The sequence below is a fragment of the Thermoanaerobacter sp. RKWS2 genome (assembly GCF_026240795.1).
Classification (GTDB): domain Bacteria; phylum Bacillota; class Thermoanaerobacteria; order Thermoanaerobacterales; family Thermoanaerobacteraceae; genus Thermoanaerobacter; species Thermoanaerobacter ethanolicus.
This window is the reverse complement of record NZ_CP110888.1, coordinates 141,700-159,565: the sequence shown is the minus strand read 5'-3', so window position 1 is coordinate 159,565 and position 17,866 is coordinate 141,700. Positions and strand designations below refer to the sequence as shown.

The 17,866-nt window shown below is 35.4% G+C and carries 15 protein-coding genes and 6 pseudogenes; all 21 read right to left on the bottom strand.

The window, feature by feature from the left end; all coding sequences use genetic code 11:
• Nucleotides 1–3: 3 nt before the first annotated feature.
• A complete protein-coding gene (gene upp, locus OEI98_RS00840) occupies nt 4–636 on the bottom strand; it encodes a uracil phosphoribosyltransferase (RefSeq protein ID WP_003867307.1) in 633 nt (210 codons plus the stop codon).
• A 49-nt stretch (nt 637–685) separates the two neighbouring features.
• Nucleotides 686–1,594: a ribose 5-phosphate isomerase B gene (gene rpiB, locus OEI98_RS15210; protein ID WP_019907191.1), complete on the bottom strand. Its 909-nt coding sequence runs from the start codon at nt 1,592–1,594 to the stop codon at nt 686–688.
• Nucleotides 1,591–2,654, bottom strand: a pseudogene (locus OEI98_RS00825) (L-threonylcarbamoyladenylate synthase). The gene rpiB and the pseudogene OEI98_RS00825 overlap by 4 nt, the downstream one beginning before the upstream one ends.
• A gap of 27 nt (nt 2,655–2,681) precedes the next feature.
• A complete protein-coding gene (locus tag OEI98_RS00820; protein WP_004399974.1) occupies nt 2,682–3,401 on the bottom strand; it encodes a ZIP family metal transporter in 720 nt (239 codons plus the stop codon).
• 331 nt (nt 3,402–3,732) lie between these two features.
• Nucleotides 3,733–4,802: pseudogene (prfA, locus tag OEI98_RS00815) on the bottom strand (peptide chain release factor 1).
• A 48-nt stretch (nt 4,803–4,850) separates the two neighbouring features.
• Nucleotides 4,851–5,690 (bottom strand): peptide chain release factor N(5)-glutamine methyltransferase, encoded by an 840-nt coding sequence (gene prmC, locus OEI98_RS00810; protein WP_074592612.1) that lies wholly within the window; start codon nt 5,688–5,690, stop codon nt 4,851–4,853.
• Nucleotides 5,677–6,603 carry a DUF1385 domain-containing protein gene (locus tag OEI98_RS00805; protein WP_074666497.1) on the bottom strand — a complete coding sequence of 309 codons (927 nt, stop codon included), beginning with the start codon at nt 6,601–6,603 and terminating at the stop codon, nt 5,677–5,679. Before OEI98_RS00805 ends, prmC begins: the two co-directional genes overlap by 14 nt.
• Nucleotides 6,604–6,618: 15 nt before the next feature.
• A pseudogene (locus OEI98_RS00800) lies at nt 6,619–7,196 on the bottom strand (thymidine kinase).
• Nucleotides 7,197–7,267: 71 nt separating this feature from the next.
• Complete coding sequence (gene rpmE, locus OEI98_RS00795; RefSeq protein WP_003867319.1) at nt 7,268–7,477, bottom strand: 50S ribosomal protein L31; 210 nt, start codon at nt 7,475–7,477, stop codon at nt 7,268–7,270.
• Nucleotides 7,478–7,539: 62 nt separating this feature from the next.
• Nucleotides 7,540–9,065, bottom strand: a pseudogene (gene rho, locus OEI98_RS00790) (transcription termination factor Rho).
• Between the two features lie 308 nt (nt 9,066–9,373).
• On the bottom strand, nt 9,374–10,225 hold the full coding sequence (locus OEI98_RS00785) for a class II fructose-1,6-bisphosphate aldolase (protein WP_074666491.1): 852 nt from the start codon (nt 10,223–10,225) through the stop codon (nt 9,374–9,376).
• 129 nt (nt 10,226–10,354) lie between these two features.
• A complete protein-coding gene (locus OEI98_RS00780; RefSeq protein ID WP_003868949.1) occupies nt 10,355–10,705 on the bottom strand; it encodes a response regulator in 351 nt (116 codons plus the stop codon).
• Between the two features lie 160 nt (nt 10,706–10,865).
• Nucleotides 10,866–11,237: a DUF2500 domain-containing protein gene (locus OEI98_RS00775; protein ID WP_004399978.1), complete on the bottom strand. Its 372-nt coding sequence runs from the start codon at nt 11,235–11,237 to the stop codon at nt 10,866–10,868.
• 43 nt (nt 11,238–11,280) lie between these two features.
• On the bottom strand, nt 11,281–11,826 hold the full coding sequence (locus OEI98_RS00770; protein WP_004399979.1) for a GNAT family N-acetyltransferase: 546 nt from the start codon (nt 11,824–11,826) through the stop codon (nt 11,281–11,283).
• 164 nt (nt 11,827–11,990) lie between these two features.
• Complete coding sequence (gene hypE / locus OEI98_RS00765; RefSeq protein ID WP_004399980.1) at nt 11,991–12,980, bottom strand: hydrogenase expression/formation protein HypE; 990 nt, start codon at nt 12,978–12,980, stop codon at nt 11,991–11,993.
• An 18-nt stretch (nt 12,981–12,998) separates the two neighbouring features.
• On the bottom strand, nt 12,999–14,060 hold the full coding sequence (gene hypD / locus OEI98_RS00760) for a hydrogenase formation protein HypD (RefSeq protein ID WP_014062058.1): 1,062 nt from the start codon (nt 14,058–14,060) through the stop codon (nt 12,999–13,001).
• A complete protein-coding gene (locus OEI98_RS00755) occupies nt 14,035–14,277 on the bottom strand; it encodes a HypC/HybG/HupF family hydrogenase formation chaperone (RefSeq protein ID WP_004399982.1) in 243 nt (80 codons plus the stop codon). The genes hypD and OEI98_RS00755 overlap by 26 nt, the downstream gene beginning before the upstream one ends.
• 2 nt (nt 14,278–14,279) lie before the next feature.
• Nucleotides 14,280–16,532 (bottom strand): annotated as a pseudogene (gene hypF / locus OEI98_RS00750) (carbamoyltransferase HypF).
• Nucleotides 16,490–17,145 (bottom strand): annotated as a pseudogene (gene hypB, locus OEI98_RS00745) (hydrogenase nickel incorporation protein HypB). The pseudogenes hypF and hypB overlap by 43 nt, the downstream one beginning before the upstream one ends.
• Before the next feature lies 1 nt (nt 17,146).
• Nucleotides 17,147–17,488 (bottom strand): hydrogenase maturation nickel metallochaperone HypA, encoded by a 342-nt coding sequence (gene hypA, locus OEI98_RS00740; protein ID WP_004399985.1) that lies wholly within the window; start codon nt 17,486–17,488, stop codon nt 17,147–17,149.
• A gap of 2 nt (nt 17,489–17,490) precedes the next feature.
• On the bottom strand, nt 17,491–17,862 hold the full coding sequence (locus OEI98_RS00735) for a 4Fe-4S dicluster domain-containing protein (RefSeq protein ID WP_004399986.1): 372 nt from the start codon (nt 17,860–17,862) through the stop codon (nt 17,491–17,493).
• Nucleotides 17,863–17,866: the final 4 nt, after the last annotated feature.

Genomic DNA, 17,866 nt, shown 5'->3' with positions numbered 1-17,866 from the left:
CTATCACTTTGTGCCGAAAAGCCTATCTCCTGCATCTCCTAAACCCGGTACAATATAACCATGTTCATTTAAACCTTGGTCTATGCTGGCTACGTAAATTGGAACCTCTGGATGGTCTCTGTGAACTGCCTCAATCCCTTCTGGAGCAGCTATTAAATTCACCAATTTTATATTTTGTGCGCCTCTTTCTTTGAGAAAATGTATAGCAGCACAAGCAGAACCTCCTGTCGCAAGCATAGGGTCTACCACAATGAGGTCTCTTTCTGCTATGTCGGAAGGCAGTTTACAGTAATATTCTACAGGTTTTAAAGTTTCAGGGTCCCTGTAAATTCCTATATGTCCTACTTTAGCAGCTGGAATGAGTTTTAACATTCCATCCACCATTCCTAATCCTGCCCTTAATATAGGGATTATTCCTAATTTTTTCCCTGCAATCACTTTTGTCTTTGCCACTGCCACTGGAGTTTTTACCTCTATCTCTTCAAGAGGCAAATCCCTTGTTACCTCATATGCCATAAGCATAGCAATTTCTTCTACTAATTCTCTAAATTCTTTAGAACCTGTATTTTCATCTCTTATAAGGCTTATTTTATGTTGAATAAGTGGATGGTCAATGACAAATACATTTTTATACATTTTTTACCTCCTGTAAGTTTAAAATTTCTTTTCTAATCACAAATTAATATCATTTGCTATACTTTTTCTCAATTTCCGCTATTTTGTCAATCCTTCTCTGATGACGTCCTCCTTGGAAAGTTGCATTTAACCATTCTTCCACCATCATCACAGCAAGTCCTGGTCCTGTAATGCGTCCTCCCAAGCACAAAATATTAGCATTGTTGTGTTCCTTAGCGGCTTTTGCTGAAAAAACATCTTCTGCATGAGCAGCTCTAATTCCTGGTACTTTATTTGCCGCTATTGACATACCAATGCCTGTCCCACAGACTAAAATTCCTTCGCTGCACTCATGGGATGCAACAGCCTCTGCTACTTTGAGGGCATAATCTGGATAATCGACAGATTCTGTACTAAAAGTTCCAAAATCTTTATAGGCTATTCCTTTTTCATCTAAATACTTTTTTATAGCTTCTTTAAGTTCATAGCCACCATGGTCAGCTCCTAATGCAATCACCATTTTACCCTTCCTTTCTTGTGAAATTTTTGTTATGATCTTTGAAATTAAATCCTCTAACTCTCGAGCTGTCTCTCTATACACCTCTATAGGCATGCCGTAAGGGTCCTCAACCTCTCCCTCTAGCCCTACAAATTCTTTTATAGTAAAAACTTTATTGGAATATTCTGGGTGCTTAGAAAGTATGCTCTGTTTATGAGAATTCGACATAGCTAAAATTAAATCAGCCTCTTCTAAATCTTGACGTCTTAAACTTTTTGACCTGTGGTTTGAAATATCTATATTATAATCCTGTTTTAATACTTCTATTGCTTCTTGTGAAGCTGGAAAACCTTCTGGAGCAAATACTCCAGCAGATTTTGCTTCAAAGTCCTTACCGAAAGCTTTCGCTTTGTCATTAAAAAGTCCCTCTGCCATAGGGCTTCTACAGGTATTCCCAGTGCACACAAATAATACTTTCATGGCAATTCTCCTTCAGCACTTATTTCTTTATAACCGGCAGCTTTTTCTAATCTATTCATAATAGCAAGTCCAATTTTGTCATATTCAAAACTTTCAGCAAAAATGACATCTACTCCCTTTTTGTCAAATTGTCGTAAAACTGCAAAAAGATTCTTCGCTATCGTCTCTGGTCTATTTCTATCCCCTACGACAATAATTTCTCCTTTTTCATATTGTGTCGAAGTTTGTACCGTTGCCATTATACCAACTTTTTTACCATATTTCAATTGTTCTTCTGTCAATTCTTGAATTTTTTTACAACTTTCTCAAGGTCTCCTGTCACTATATAGACCTCCGCGTTAGGAGAATAATGCTTGTACTTCATGCCAGGGGACTTAGGCTTTAAATCTTCCTTTGGCTTTTTTAAAAGTGAAGGATCCACTTCAACATTTCCTATCACTTCTTTAAGCATTTCCAAAGTAACTGCTCCCGGTCTTAAAATGACCGGCACCTTTTCTGTCAAATCCAAAACAGTAGATTCTACGCCAACATCACATTTTCCTCCATCTATTATTACATCTACTTTTCCATACAAATCTTCAATAACGTGAGAAGCATCAGTAGGACTAGGCTTACCTGAAACATTAGCGCTGGGAGCAGATATAGGTACTTCTGCCCTTTTGATTAAAAGATGAGCAATCGGATTTGAAGGCATCCTTATAGCTACAGTATCCATGCCAGCCGTATTAACATAGGGTACTTTTTCTGATTTTTTAAAAATAAGTGTTAAAGGGCCTGGCCAAAATTTCTTCATAAGAGTTTTAGCTTTTTGAGGTACATCTTCGACAAGGTCATAAATCTGCTCTAGTTCTGCGATATGAACAATAAGAGGGTTATCTTGAGGCCTTCCCTTTGCTATAAATATTTTTTTTACAGCCTCTTCATTAAAAGAATTAGCTCCAATTCCATAAACTGTCTCTGTAGGAAAAGCCACAAGTCCCCCTTCTCTTATCACATTTGCTGCAAAATCAATAAGCTCAATTTCTGGATCATTTTTATTAATGCGTACTATTTTTGTCATTTAAGGCACTCCTTGTAGAATTAAAACTTACAAATGCTTTGTTATTATTATACCACCTATAATACCTAATATCATCCCCAAAATAGAAATTTCTCCTTTATAAATATTTCTGGCTTCAGGAATTATATCACCACAGGTCACATACAACATAGCCCCTCCTGCTATACCTAAATTAAGTCCAATAAAATAAGGGGATATACCACCCGTCAAAACTCCAATTAAAGCCCCTATTCCTGTAGGAATCCCAGCTAATACGGTGTATATTACATTTTTATAAGGAGGTATGCCGCCTGCAGAAAATGGCGTTGCCATTGCTAAACCCTCAGGAAAATCGTGCAAAGCAATAACCAATGCGATGTTAATACCTAATGACTGAGATACCATAAAACCAGAGCCCACTGCAAGTCCCTCAGGAAAATTATGTAAAGCAATTGCAATTCCTAATAATACACCTTCTTTTATGAAGCCTCCAGCGATATCCATATTTTCTATTATCATGTCAAAAAAAGAAATCAAAATAGCTCCTATTAATATCCCAATTGTCCCCAATGCAAGACCTGCTATATCAAAAGCATGAGGCAACAGGTCAAAAACTACAATAGAGAGCATCAAGCCCGCAGTAATCCCCATAATTCCACTAAAAAATCTAGCAGAAGGGTTTTTGAAAAAATATGTAGCTGCTCCCCCCAGCCCTGTGCCAATCACTCCAACCAAAGAGCCTATTATCATAGCATTGAAGGTAGACATAAAAACATCCCCTTAATTTTTAAATCTACTTCAAATGTATTAAATCGTTATTGAACTTATGCTTAGCACAAAAAAATTCGCTCGAAGGTAGGAGGACCATCGAGCGAATAAAGCGTCCTCTATAGAGGACAGCTGGGGGGCAATGTTAAATTGTATGTATTTTGTCACATACTGCTATTTCTTAGTTTAACTTAATAAAGTGTTTTTTTATAATTATAATTTATAACGATTATTTAGTCAAGCACAAAAATTTAAATTATACCTATATTTTTTGATAATACACACTTCATATCCTTTTAAGGAATAAAAAAGAACAGGTTTCCCTGTTCCTTTAATTTAGATTCATATTCTTAAGTTTTTCTGCCTGGTCATTTAAAATTAAAGCATCTATAATTTCATCCAAGTCCCCATCAAGAACTTCCTGTAATCTATATAAAGTTAAACCTATTCTGTGGTCAGTGACTCTGCCTTGTGGAAAATTGTAAGTTCTTATCCTCTCGCTCCTTTCCCCAGTACCTACTTGGGATTTCCGTGTCTCAGCAATTTCTCTTTGTTGTTCTTGTAGAGCCATTTCATAAAGCTTTGCTCGCAAAATTTTAAGAGCTCTTTCTCTATTTTGAATCTGTGACCTTTCATCTTGGCAAGTTACGACAATTCCTGTTGGAATATGGGTAACTCTGACTGCGGAATCAGTCGTATTTACACTCTGCCCTCCATGACCGCCTGACCTAAATACATCTACCTTTATATCATTTGGATTTATCTCTACATCAACTTCCTCGACTTCAGGCAAAACTGCCACTGTAGCGGTAGAAGTGTGAATCCTTCCCCCGGCTTCAGTGGTTGGAACCCTTTGAACCCTATGAACACCACTTTCGTATTTTAACCTGCTGTAAGCCCCTTTTCCAGAAATATTCAAAATTACTTCTTTAAATCCTCCGATATCTGTTTCATTGGAGCTCATTATTTCTACTTTCCAACCTTTTTTCTCTGCATACATGGAATACATCCTAAAAAGGTCATGTGCAAAAAGAGCTGCCTCTTCTCCTCCTGCTCCTGCCCTAATCTCCATTATGACGTTTTTCTCATCATTTGGGTCTTTTGGTATTAAAAGAATTTTTATCTCCTCTAATAATTTTTCTTTTTTTCTTCTAATTGAGAAAGTTCTTCCTCTGCCATCTCTTTAAGTTCTTCATCATTTGAAGACAACAACTCTTTTGTAGCCTCTATATCTTCCAAAACTTTTTTGTATTCTCTGTATTTTAACACAATATCTTCAATAGCCGCATGCTCTTTTACATACTTTCTCCATTCATTTACATTTGAAATAATATTAGGGTCACTTATTTTTTGACTTAATTCTACATATCTATCTTCTATTGCTTGCAATTTATCAATCATTATCTCACCTCAAAGATTGATTATACCACATATTATCTGTTGTGAAAACTATAACTTATACTTCGCTATTATCACTCTGTCAATACCCGCCAAATCTTTAATTATTTCAATATCCTTAAATCCATCTTTTTCTAAAAAATTAGTTATTTCTTCTTTTTGGCCATATCCTATTTCAAAGCCAATTTTTCCGCCTGATTTCATATAAAAAGGAGCTTCTTTTATAATTTTTTTGTAGAAGAAAAGTCCGTCTTCTCCTCCATCTAACGCGACAATAGGCTCTTTTTTTACTTCTTCCTGCAGTAGCTCAATTTCATTTCTTTTAATGTAGGGAGGATTTGACACAATAAAGTCAAACTTTAAATTTGGCGGAAGATTACGAAAGAGGTCACTTTCTATAAAGAATATCCTATCTAAAACTCCTTGCTTTTCAGCATTGTACTTTGCAACTTCAATAGCTTTTTTGCTGATGTCAACTGCGTACACAGTACAATCTGCAAAATATTTAGATATGCTTACAGCTATAGCGCCGCTACCAGTACCTATATCCAAAATTACATTTCCTCTTTCCAACCTTTTTAACACTTCTTCTACAAGAATCTCTGTCTCTGGCCTAGGAATTAACACGTTCTCATCTACAAAAAACTCTAATCCCATAAAATGCTGCTTTTTTACAATGTACTGATAAGGAATGTGAGATTTTCTCATATTTAAAAGTCCTAAAAACTTTGCTAACTCCCCTTCCTCCACTTCATCTTCTCTTTTAATTATTAGATTTATCCTATCCATCCCCAAACAGTAAGCAAGGAGCAGTTCCGCTTCAAGTTTAGGATTTTCGCAAATATTTTGAAGTTCTTTTGCCCCCAAATTTATTGCCTCATATATTTTCAAATTCACGTCCTCCCTCATCTTCTAAAACACTTTTTAGTGATGCAATAGCAATTTCTAATTGACTGTCATCAGGCTCCCTTGTGGTAAGCTTTTGTAATAGCAAGCCAGGATATACAAAAGCCGTTATTATTTTATTGTCACTTCGCCCTGCTAATTTTATTATTTCATAAGATATACCAGCAACTACAGGAAGCAAAAGAATTCTACTAAGTATCCTTATATAAAGAGTAGGCCATTTTAAAAAAGAAAAAACTATTATAGAGACTATCATGACTATGAAGAGGAAATTTGTCCCACATCGAGGGTGTAAAGTAGTATATTTGCGAGCATTTTCCACTGTCAATTCCTCTTCATGCTCAAGGCAATGAATAGCTTTATGCTCTGCCCCATGATATTCGAATATTCTTCTTATATCTTTCATCTGTGATATTAATACAAGATACAAAATAAAAATAGCAACTCTTAACAATCCTTCGACAAAATTTATAACTACAGTATTTTTTGTAAATAATTTGATATAATCGGCTACATATGTCGGCCCAATAAAAAATATGATAATTGATAAAATTAAAGATATTGCGACAGAAAAATACATCAAAGCATCATCTAACTTATCTCCAAAAACTTTTTGTAAAAATGAATCAAATTTTGAAATATTTTCTTCATCTTCTTCTTCAAAAAGTTCTGCAGAATAAGTAAGGCTTTTTATACCTATGATAAGAGAATCAAAAAGAGCAAAAGTACCTCTTATAAAAGGCAATGAAAAAAATTTATTCCTTTTAGTCAAGGGTTTTACATACTCTTTATTTATAATTATTTCATCTCCTTTTCGTACAGCTGTCGCTACGCTATTGTGTCCTCTCATCATAACTCCTTCAATTACTGCTTGACCACCTATATCGGTTTTCTTCATCTCTACACCTCTTTTCTATGTACGAGGAACTTCATGGCATTTTCGACACCTTGCTTCATAGGTTTCATGGGCCCCTACTAAAATGATTGGGTCATCGTATTTTGCAGGTTTCCCATTGATAAGCCTTTGAGTGCGAGTAGCAGGATTGCCACATTTCACACATATAGCCGTCAGTTTATCTACAGACTCCGCAATTGCCATTATATCAGGAGTAGGGCCAAAAGGTTCCCCCTAAAGTCCATATCTAAGCCAGCACAAATGACTCTTTTGCCTAGATCTGCAATTTCTCTTACAACATCCACAATCGAATGGTCAAAAAACTGAATTTCATCAATTGCGATAACCTCTGTGTCTTCTTCTAAAAGCTCAATTATTTCAGAAGCCTTTACTACACTAATAGCATTTATATTAGTGCCATTGTGAGATACCACCTTGTCAATAGAATATCTATCGTCAATAGCCGGTTTAAAGACTTGTACTTTTTGTTTGGCAATTTGGGCTCTTTTAATCCTTCTTATGAGTTCTTCACTTTTACCACTAAACATAGGACCAACTATAGCCTCTATAAAACCATGATCCAAAGAACCGTATATCATAAAAACCACCTTTCTTAATGTCAAATTAAAAACAAAAGGTTAGAGTCTTCACCACTCTAACCCCCAAATTATTTTTCTTCTAAATTAAATCTCTTTCTAAATCTCTCGACTCTTCCACCTGTATCTACAATCTTCTGCTGGCCTGTAAAGAAGGGATGGCATTTGGAACATATTTCTACTCTAATTTCTTTCTTTGTAGAACCTGTTATAAAAGTATTTCCACATGCACACCTTACAACCGCATCATGATAATAGGTAGGATGTATATTCGGTTTCACAGCTTTCACCTCTTTCAACCAAAACTCATACGGAGAAATTATAACACAAGTTATACACAATATCAAGATTTATATAATTGTGCCCTTATCATATTTATAAACTCCGCATTAGATTTAGTTCGTATTAATTTTTCAATTAACATCTCTGTAACCTCTGTAGGCGGTAAATTTGACATAGCTTTCCTTAATATCCACATGGCCTCCAATTCTTCTTTTGTAAGCAGCAATTCTTCTTTTCTTGTACCCGATTTGTATATATCAATAGCAGGGAATATCCTTCTTTCTTGTAATTTTCTGTCAAGATGAAGTTCCATATTGCCTGTTCCTTTAAATTCTTCAAATATAACTTCATCCATACGGCTTCCCGTTTCAATCAAAGCAGTAGCAAGGATAGTTAAACTTCCACCTCTTCTATATTCCTAGCTGCTCCAAAAAATCTTTTCGGAGGATGTAATGCAGAAGGGTCAATGCCACCAGAAAGAGTTCTTCCTGAAGGAGGTGTAATAAGGTTATAAGCTCTTGCCAGCCTGGTAATACTATCTAAAAGAATTACCACATCCTTTTTATACTCCACAAGTCTTTTAGCGTGCTCTAATACCATTTCAGCCACTTTAGTATGGTGTTCTGGGAGTTCATCAAAAGTAGAATATACTACTTCTCCTTTTATAGAACGTTTCATGTCAGTTACTTCTTCAGGGCGTTCATCAATTAAAAGCACAATGAGAATAACTTCTGGATGGTTTTGTGAAATGCTATTGGCAATTTGCTTAAGTAAAGTGGTTTTTCCTGCTTTTGGCGGTGCAACAATCATACCCCTTTGCCCTTTACCTATAGGAGCAATGATATCTACCAATCTCATGGAAAATTCTGTAGGTGAAGTCTCTAATCTCAATTTTTCATTTGGGAAAATAGGAGTTAATTCATCAAAGGGAATCCTTTTTTTGGCATTTTCGGGATCTTCACCATTTATAGATTCCACATAAAGAATTGCAGAATATTTTTCCCCTTCTCTAGGAATCCTTGTAATACCTCTTACTTTGTCGCCAACTTTTAAGCCAAAGCGCCTTATTTGCGATTGAGAAATATATATATCTTTGGGCCCTTGGACAAAGTTTTCCACTCTTAAAAATCCGTAACCATCTGGCAAAATATCAAGAATGCCTTCTGCCACTACATCTCCTTGTGTCTGTATAAGTTCTTTCAACGGATCGGAAAGTTCTTTAGCAATTGGCAAGTTCCTTTTTGAAGAAGTTGATTGAGCTTGTAAACCATTTGCGCTATTTTCAGTAACAATAGACTTTGCATAACCATTTTTCGATATGTTAGAATTAGTATTTGAAGTATCATCTGTACTTTTCTCTATCGTACTTTCTTGTAATCCTTCTGTTTGCCCTTCATTTAAACCTTCCTCTTTTTTGTTATCCTCTTGAATTAAATTTTCTCCATTTAATTGACTAGCTTTTTCCAAAATTTTTTCTCTCAGTTCTTGTTTTCTGTATTTCGTAATACTTTTAATGCCTAGCTCTTTTGCAATTTCTCTTAGTTCCATCAAACTCAAATTTTCCAAAGTATTAATATCAAAACGCAAAGGTACACCTCCCAAAAGTAGAATTTTAACAAACTAAGTCCTCATTACCTCATTTTTAAAAAAGTATAGAGGGAACTTACCTGGAGGATAAAAATGAGAATTTCTGCACAACACACTTCTCGCAAAGGATACTATTAAAAAGCACAAAAAGAAAATGCTAAAAGAAATGAATACGTATAATCTTACTCTATTTTATTTATATTTTTTTGGAATGTCAAGTAGTTATTTTCAGTCCCAAAATTTATAATTGACAATTTATAGAAAATTTATACATAAAATATAAAAAGCGGGTGAAACCCCGCTTTAACTTATGCTTTTCCTGCTGCTCCAAATAAAATCATCTTTTGTTTAATTACTTCTTTCATCGCATCTTTGCAAGGACCTAAAATTTTTCTTGGGTCGTATACTTCTCTATTTTTTTCTAACAAATCTCTTAGCCTTCGTGCAAAAGCTTGTCTTATATCTGTATCTATGTTTATCTTATTTATGCCAAGGCTTACAGCTTTTTTTATAGCCTCTTCAGGAACTCCTGAAGCTCCATGTAAAACTAAAGGAATATTGAGCATTTCTTTTATCTTTTTAAGTCTATCAAAGTCCAGCTTAGGTTCCCCTTTGTAAGGTCCATGAGCCGTCCCGATAGCTATAGCTAAATAATCTACTCCTGTTTCTTTTGCGAATTTTAAAGCTTCTTCTGGATCTGTCATGGCCGCTTCTCTTTCATCTACTGTGATATTATCCTCCGTACCACCGATTTTTCCGATTTCAGCTTCAACAGAAACTCCCATTCCGTGAGCAATTTGCATCACAGTTTTCGTCACTTTTATATTTTCTTCGAGAGGCAATTTAGAGGCATCCATCATTACAGAAGTCCAACCATTTCTCAAGCATTTCATGACTGTATTGAAATCTGTACCATGGTCAAGGTGAAGAGCAATTGGAACTGACGCCTTTTCAGCCATTGTCCTGACGATCGCAGAAATCGTCTCAATACCAGCGTATTTCAATCCTCCCTCACTAACTTGTATTATGACTGGTGATTTAGTTTCTTCTGCCGCTTCCACAATGGCTTGGGTAATCTCTAAATTACTGGTGTTAAAAGCTCCAACTGCATATCCTTCTTTGTGGGCTTTTTCTAATATCTCTATACCTGTCACTAACATTGCCAACAACTCCTTTATTATAACTGATTTTCAAAATACTACCTATATTATGTAACTTTTCTTTTTTATTATAACATTTGTTTAAAGTTAGCTCAAGGAAATTATAAAAAAAGGTACAAACGTACCTTTTTACACAGCCATTTCTTGCCTTAGATTATCATAAACTAAATTTTTTAGCGCTGTTATGTCAAAAGGTTTAGATATAAAAGGAAATTCCGTAAAAGGCTCTTGTGGCTCTTCCGCTGACATTATAATACTCTTCATATTGGGATAAATTTTTTTAATCTTTCTGATAATTTTTAACATATCGCTTGCCATGTGTAAATCAAACAAGCCTATATCAGGTCTAAATTTTTCTATCTCTTTGTCAAAATGGCTAATATCACTGTAAGTTCTCACTTCATGTCCATCCATCGTGAAAATTTCTTCTATTAAATTACAGATTCCCTTATTATCATCTAAAACTAAAATTCTACTCATTTTATGCCACCTTTTACACCCATAAATCTTTCTTTAGCACACACAATAATTAATATTCTACAAAAAAATAAATATTCCTCTTTTTAAATTAAAAATTTATTAAAAAATTTATGAATTAGCATTTCTATTGCTTTATCTACAATTTTGTCGTCATAAATTTTCAATTTCTTTCAAATCCCAAAAATTTTCTTCCTTGAAAAGTAAGTTTTCCTTTGTCTCCTTCTGCCAAATAACCGTAAATTTCTCCATCCACCTTAAATTCTTGCCTGTCACCTGTTTCAAACTCAAAAGTGACAAAATACTCCGTATAACCATGGTACGTATTTTCGTGCAAGTGATTAGAAAACTCTGTTCTTTTTGAAACAACTTTTGCTATGGCTGTTAATCTAGGCTGTGATGAATTATATCTCCACTCACTGATACTTCTTATAATAGTGTATAAGATTACTACAAAAATTATTAAAAAGATTAATGCAATAAAAATTGAATGAGCAGCAACAAACCAATCCCACCTATCAAAATTATCAAACATCCTTAACCCCCAAAAATTCCTGTACAATTGACTCTACTATAAATTATTTTACACTATATTTCTCATCAAATTCTTCTTTTAATATGCTCATTACATACTCATCATAGTATCTGCCATCTCTAAACAACCTCTTTCTTAATACACCTTCTTTAACAAATCCACATTTTTCATAAGATTTTATAGCACGAGTGTTAAAGGAATACACGTATAATTCCACTCTGTTCATGTTCATCTGTTCAAATATAAATCTTATCAGTACTTTCATTGCATCCGTGCCGTATCCCTTTCCCCAATATTCCTTGTCACCGATAAAAATTCCCACAACTGCCACTTTATTTTTCCAGTCAACTCCATTTATTCCACAGCCTCCTATGTACTTTCCATCCTCAAGGGTTTCAATTGCAAAACTATATGTGTCCTTTGAAGAAGATAAACTTTCAAACCATCTGTATTCATCCTCTAGCGTTAAAGGATATGGAATTCCCGGCTTCAAATATCTTTTTACTTCCGGGTCATTTATATATTTCAAAGCCAGTTCCACGTCCTCCTTCCTATAAGCCCTGAGTCTTACCTTCTCTCCTGTAAACAAGCTATCCACCATCCCTTCTCAATAAAAGTTTTAAAAGTTATTAATTGTTAGCCGTGACAAACAATCTATATTAACGTTATCTTAACATATATGTATAATACATTCAATACTTAGAATACTTAAAAAATAGGACAGGAAATTATATCTCCTGTCCTACAAGCAGTTTAGCATATCCTAGGAAGCAGTTCCCCTATAGGTCTATCTATAATTCTCGAAGTTCCATAAACTGTATTGATTGTGACAAGTTTTGAATCATTCACTTCACCTATTATCGCTGCATCTTTTCCATATTTGTCTGATTTCATGATTTCTAGAGCTTCCTCCGCATATTTCCTGTCAACAACCGCAATTAACTTTCCTTCATTTGCTAAGTGCAAAAAGTCAAATCCCATCAAATCACAAGCAGATTTTACACTTTCTTTTACAGGCAACTTATCTTCGTATATTTTAATACCAACACCACTCATTTTTGATATCTCATAAAGAACTTCCGCAACGCCACCTCTTGTAGGGTCCCGCAATACCTTAACGGCTTTCCCCAAAGTCATGAGCTTTTCTATCAACTTGTTAAGAGGTGAAACGTCCGACAAAATAGGAGGGTCAAATTGCAATTCCTCTCTCGCACTCATAATAGCCATCCCGTGGTCTCCTATTGTTCCAGAAATTAACACTACATCTCCAGGTCTGGCATTTTTAATTGACACATCTACATTTTCATACACTACACCTATACCAGAAGTGTTTATAAATACCCCGTCAATTCCACCATTTTCTACTACCTTTGTATCCCCTGCAACTATTTTCACACCTGCTTCTTCTGCTGCTTCAGCCATAGATTTTACTATTCTCTTCAAATCCTCTATAGGATAACCTTCCTCTATTATAAAAGCTGAAGTCAAATATAAAGGCTTTGCTCCTCTCATAGAGGCATCATTCACTGTACCACACACTGCAAGCCGCCCTATGTCTCCGCCGGGAAAGAAAATAGGTTTTACTGTAAAGCTATCAGTAGTAATGGCAATGTTTCCAAAGAGCAATGCTGCATCTTCCATTGCATTTATATGCTCATTGTCAAAGGCTTTGGCAAAAACTTCTTCAATTAATCTTTCCATCATTGTTCCGCCGCCGCCATGGGATAGCAAAACTTTGTCCATCCTTTTATCATCCTTTCATTAAGCACCGTACTTATAGAAAGCCGCACAAGAGCCTTCTGAAGAAACCATACATGGTCCCGCAGGATTTTCTGGAGTACATACTCTTCCAAAAAGAGGACATTCATTAGGATATATATTCCCTTTTAAAACATCGCCACATCTGCAACCTTTTATCTCGATTTCTTCTCCAATCGGTCTTATATCAAATTTTAACGCTGCATCAAAGTCCTTATACTTATCTCTTATCTTAAGTCCTGAACCTTTAATCTCTCCAAGACCTCTCCAAGTGCTGTCACAAGGTTCAAAAATCTCCTCAATTATTTTTTGTGCTTCAAGATTTCCTTCTTTTCTTACCACTCTTTTATACTGAATTTCAATAGCAGGATTTTTATAATTTTTAAGAAGCATTATAATGCTCATCAGAATATCCATTGCTTCAAAGCCAGAAATTACACCACCAACGCCAAATTCTTTAGGCAAAAATTCATATATTTTACTGCCCGTTATTGCACTCACATGTCCTGGAAGCAAAAATCCTTGAACATTTGAACCCCCTTCAAGAAGTGCTCTTAAAGCTTCAGGCATTGTCTTATGAAGGCAGTATACACTGTAATTTTTTATATTTTTCTCCCTTGCCTCTTTTATAGTCACAGCAACTGTTGGAACAGTGGTTTCAAAGCCAATGCCTATAAAAACTACCTCTTTACTTGGATTTTCTTCAGCGTATTTCAAAGCATCTAAAGGAGAATAAAATACTTTTACCTCTTTACCAGCTGCTCTTTCTGCCTGAAGTGAAGACCTATTGCCTGGCACCCTTATAAGGTCTCCAAAAGTGGCAATTACAACATTTTTATTGGCAAGTTCTATTACACTGTCTATTTCGTTCTGAGCAGTAACACACACAGGACATCCCGGGCCTGAAATAAGCCTTATATTTTTAGGCAAAAGCTGTCTTAATCCAAATTTTGAGATAGCCATTGTATGGGAACCACATACCTCCATGATATTAAAAGGACCACCCGGATTTAAAGCTTCAATTGCTCTTTTTGCCTTTTCAATCATTTCTGTCTGCTGCATCATTTAAAACCTCCATAAGCTCTTCCCAAAGCTCCCTTTCCATCTCCGCTTCTTCTTTATCCACAATGCTTATAGCAAGACCTGCATGAACCATTACATAATCTCCCACTTTGACCTCTGGCACCATCTCTATTGATACCTTTCTGATGACACCGCCTAACTCTGTCTCTGCAACTTTACCTTCAATTTTTATCACTTTTGATGGAACTGCAATGCACATTTTTATCCCTCCAACTTTTTATTCGCAATAACAGCCTGACCTAAGGAAATCCCTCCATCATTGCAGGGAACTTTACTATTAGAAAAGGCTTCAAACCCTGAAGCAGTAAGCTTAGCCAGTAGTTTTTTTAATAAATACCTGTTTTGGAAACTTCCACCGCTTAATACTACTTTATTTATACCAAATTCCTTTCTCAACTCCAATGCCAAATAGTGTGAAAACTCTACAATAGAATTGTGAAATTTTGTCGCAATTATTTTTCTGTCAATTCCCTTTTTATAATCTTCATAGAGTTGGTGCAATATTACTTCTGGATTTATTATATATTCCCTATCTCGATAAACTTCAAAATCATAAAAATCATCATTCTCAACTATTAAGCTTTCTAATTCCATTGCACCCTGTCCTTCAAAAAGTACTTGGTCTCTCAGGCCAAGTAAAGAAGCTGCCGCATCAAAAAACCTTCCCATACTAGACACATAAGGTGTATTAATCTTTCTCTCAATTTGCTTTAAAATTATATCAATCTCTTTAGAATCAAATTTTTCTACAAAATCTTTATAAAAATTTATATCCTTTGAAATAAACCCCAAAGCTGTTCTGTATATCTTTTTTATTGCCAGTTCACCGCCGGGAAGCGGTTTATATTCTAAATGCCCTACTCTTAAAAAATCCTTTAAATCGCATATCAAAAATTCGGCACCCCATATGTTGCCGTCTGTGCCATATCCAGTCCCATCATAAGCTATTCCTATAACTTTTTCCTCAAGATTGTACTCAGCCATACAGCTGACAATATGGGCATGATGGTGTTGGACCTCAACTCGGGGCAAGTCACATGACAAGGCGTACTGAGTAGAAAGATAACCTTTATGCATGTCATGAGCTATTACCTCAGGATTTACTCTAAAAAGCCTCTTATACCTTTCTATTTGCTCTTTATAATATTCAAAAGCTTGTTCATTATCCAAATCTCCAATGTGGTGGCTTATAAAAGCATAATGTCCGTGAGTCATGCAAAAAGTGTTTTTGTAAAAGCCACCAACTGCCAGTACATTTACTTTGGCATCTTTTTTCAATAAAATTGGCTGAGGAGCATATCCCCTCGCCCTTCTTATAATCCTCTCAGCACCTCCATTAAAAGAAGTAACTGAATCATCTATTCTATTGACTATGTCTCTATTATTTAAAAGAAAAGCATCAGCTATATCCTTTAATTTTTCTAAAGCCTCTTCATTGTCTTTGCAAATAGGCTCTTCACTAACATTTCCACTTGTCATCACAATAGGAAAATCAATTTGATCCATTAAAAGATAATGAATTGGAGCGTATGGAAGCATTACTCCTAAAGTATCTAAGCCATCAGCAACGCCTTTCGCAAGTTTTTCTCCTTTTTTCTTCAAAAGCACAATCGGCCTTCTCTGGCTTAGAAGAAGCTTTTTTCTTCATCACTTACAAAACAATACTTTTCTACTTGATTTATGTCTTTCATCATAACAGCAAAAGGCTTTCCATATCTTTTTTCGGCTTCTCAAAGTAAAAACAGCCTCATCACTTAAGGCATTTACTGCTAAATGAAAGCCTCCGATTCCCTTAATAGCTACAATTTTACCTCTTTTGAGAGCATCAGCAACACACTTTATTTCATCCTCTTCGCAATTTCCTCCTACAAATTCCAGTTTGGGTCCACAGTCAAAACAAGCAACTGGCTGTGCATGAAATCTTCTGTCATGAGGGTCGTTGTACTCTTTTTCACATTTTTCACACATAGGAAATACCTTCATAGAAGTCTTAGGCCTGTCATAGGGAATATCCTCTATTATAGAAAATCTAGGGCCACAATTAGTGCAATTTATAAAAGGATATTTGTACCTCCTGTCATTTGGGTCATTCATTTCTCTCAAGCAGTCCTCGCAAACTCCCATGTCAGGAGATACAGGTACAAATCCATCATTTTCTTGACTGGATATAATTTTGAAATCCTCATAATTCTTAATTTCTAAATCTTTCACTTTTATTTCATCTATGACGGCAAGTGGAGGAGGATTATCTTTCAGTTCCTTTATAAAACTATTTATATCCCCCTCTTCCCCCTCCACTTCTATATAAACTCCCGAAGAGGTATTATAGACTATACCCCTTAAATTATATTTTTGTGCAGTTGTAAATACAAAAGGGCGAAAACCTACGCCCTGTACAATACCAAATATATCTATTTGTTTTGCCTGAATTTTTGATACTCTTCTTCTAACCATTTTGCAAACTCACCAAATCCTTCTCCAGTCCTTGCAGAAATTTCAAAAATTGGTGCATCCGGATTTAAAGCCCTTATCCCATCATAGAAGAATTTCTTATCAAATTCAAAATAAGGAAGCATGTCAATTTTATTCAAAACTACAGCTTTCGCTTTAGTAAAAAGTGCTGGATATTTATAAGGTTTATCATCACCTTCTGGAACGTTAGCCATTGCCAATTTGAAGTCTTCGCCTAATTCAAATTCTGACGGACATATAAGGTTACCCACATTCTCAATAAACACTATGCCATTGTCAAAAGATAAACTCTGAAGCGCTCTGTTTACTGAGCCAGCATTTAAATGACAAGAGCCTCCTGTATTTATTTGAACGACAGGAATTTTTTCTCCGCCATCTTTTTAGCGTCAATGTCTGAAGTGACATCTCCTTCAATAACACCACAAGGTACTTTGAGATGTTCTATTGCTCTTAAGATAAAGCTGGTTTTCCCTGCTCCTGGTGAACCTATTATGTTCACCATCAAAATATTTCGCTCATCTTTTATAGCTTTGTTCTCACTGGCAACATTGTTGTTTGCCTCGAGAACATCTCTAATAATTACAATTTCCTCCATACTACTCCACCTCTATACTTTCTATATAAAATTCTTTTCCCTTGTCCACTAATACCCCTGTTGCACCGCATACAGGGCAATTAAAAGTAAAATTTGTACGTTCAAAAATATTGCCACACTGTCTGCATTTAAATTGTGCCTTTATCATTTTAAATACTAATTCAGCTCCCTCTGCCACTGTGTTTTCAGAAAGTACATCAAAGTAAAACCGTATGCTTTCACTTTCAAGTCCTGTAAGCTCTCCTATCACAACAGTGACTTTTGTAACTTTTTTTACATTTCTTTTTTGTGCTTCTTCTAGCAAGATGTCTACCAAACTTTGAGTTACAGATAATTCATGCACTTTTATGCCCCTTCCTTTTTATCCTTATTAGGAGGGTTTTGTACCTCTTTTTTCTGCACTATTTCATACTTTTCATTAGAAATAGGTCTATATTCTTTTGCCATAGTCAAAGACTTTGTAGGACAACTTTCAACACATACACCACAAATTATGCACTCAAAGGGTTGAAAAGCCCACGTACCCTCTTTTCTGTTAACCTGTATGCAATTGGAAGGACAAACTCTTTGGCATATACCACATAAAATGCATTTGTCTATATCATTCTCTATATGTCCTCTTGCTTTTTCAAAGGGCTCTCGCTTTTCAAAAGGATACTTCCTTGTAACAGGTTTGTGGGTAAGATTGCTGACAACATTTTTGAGCATATCTAACACCTAT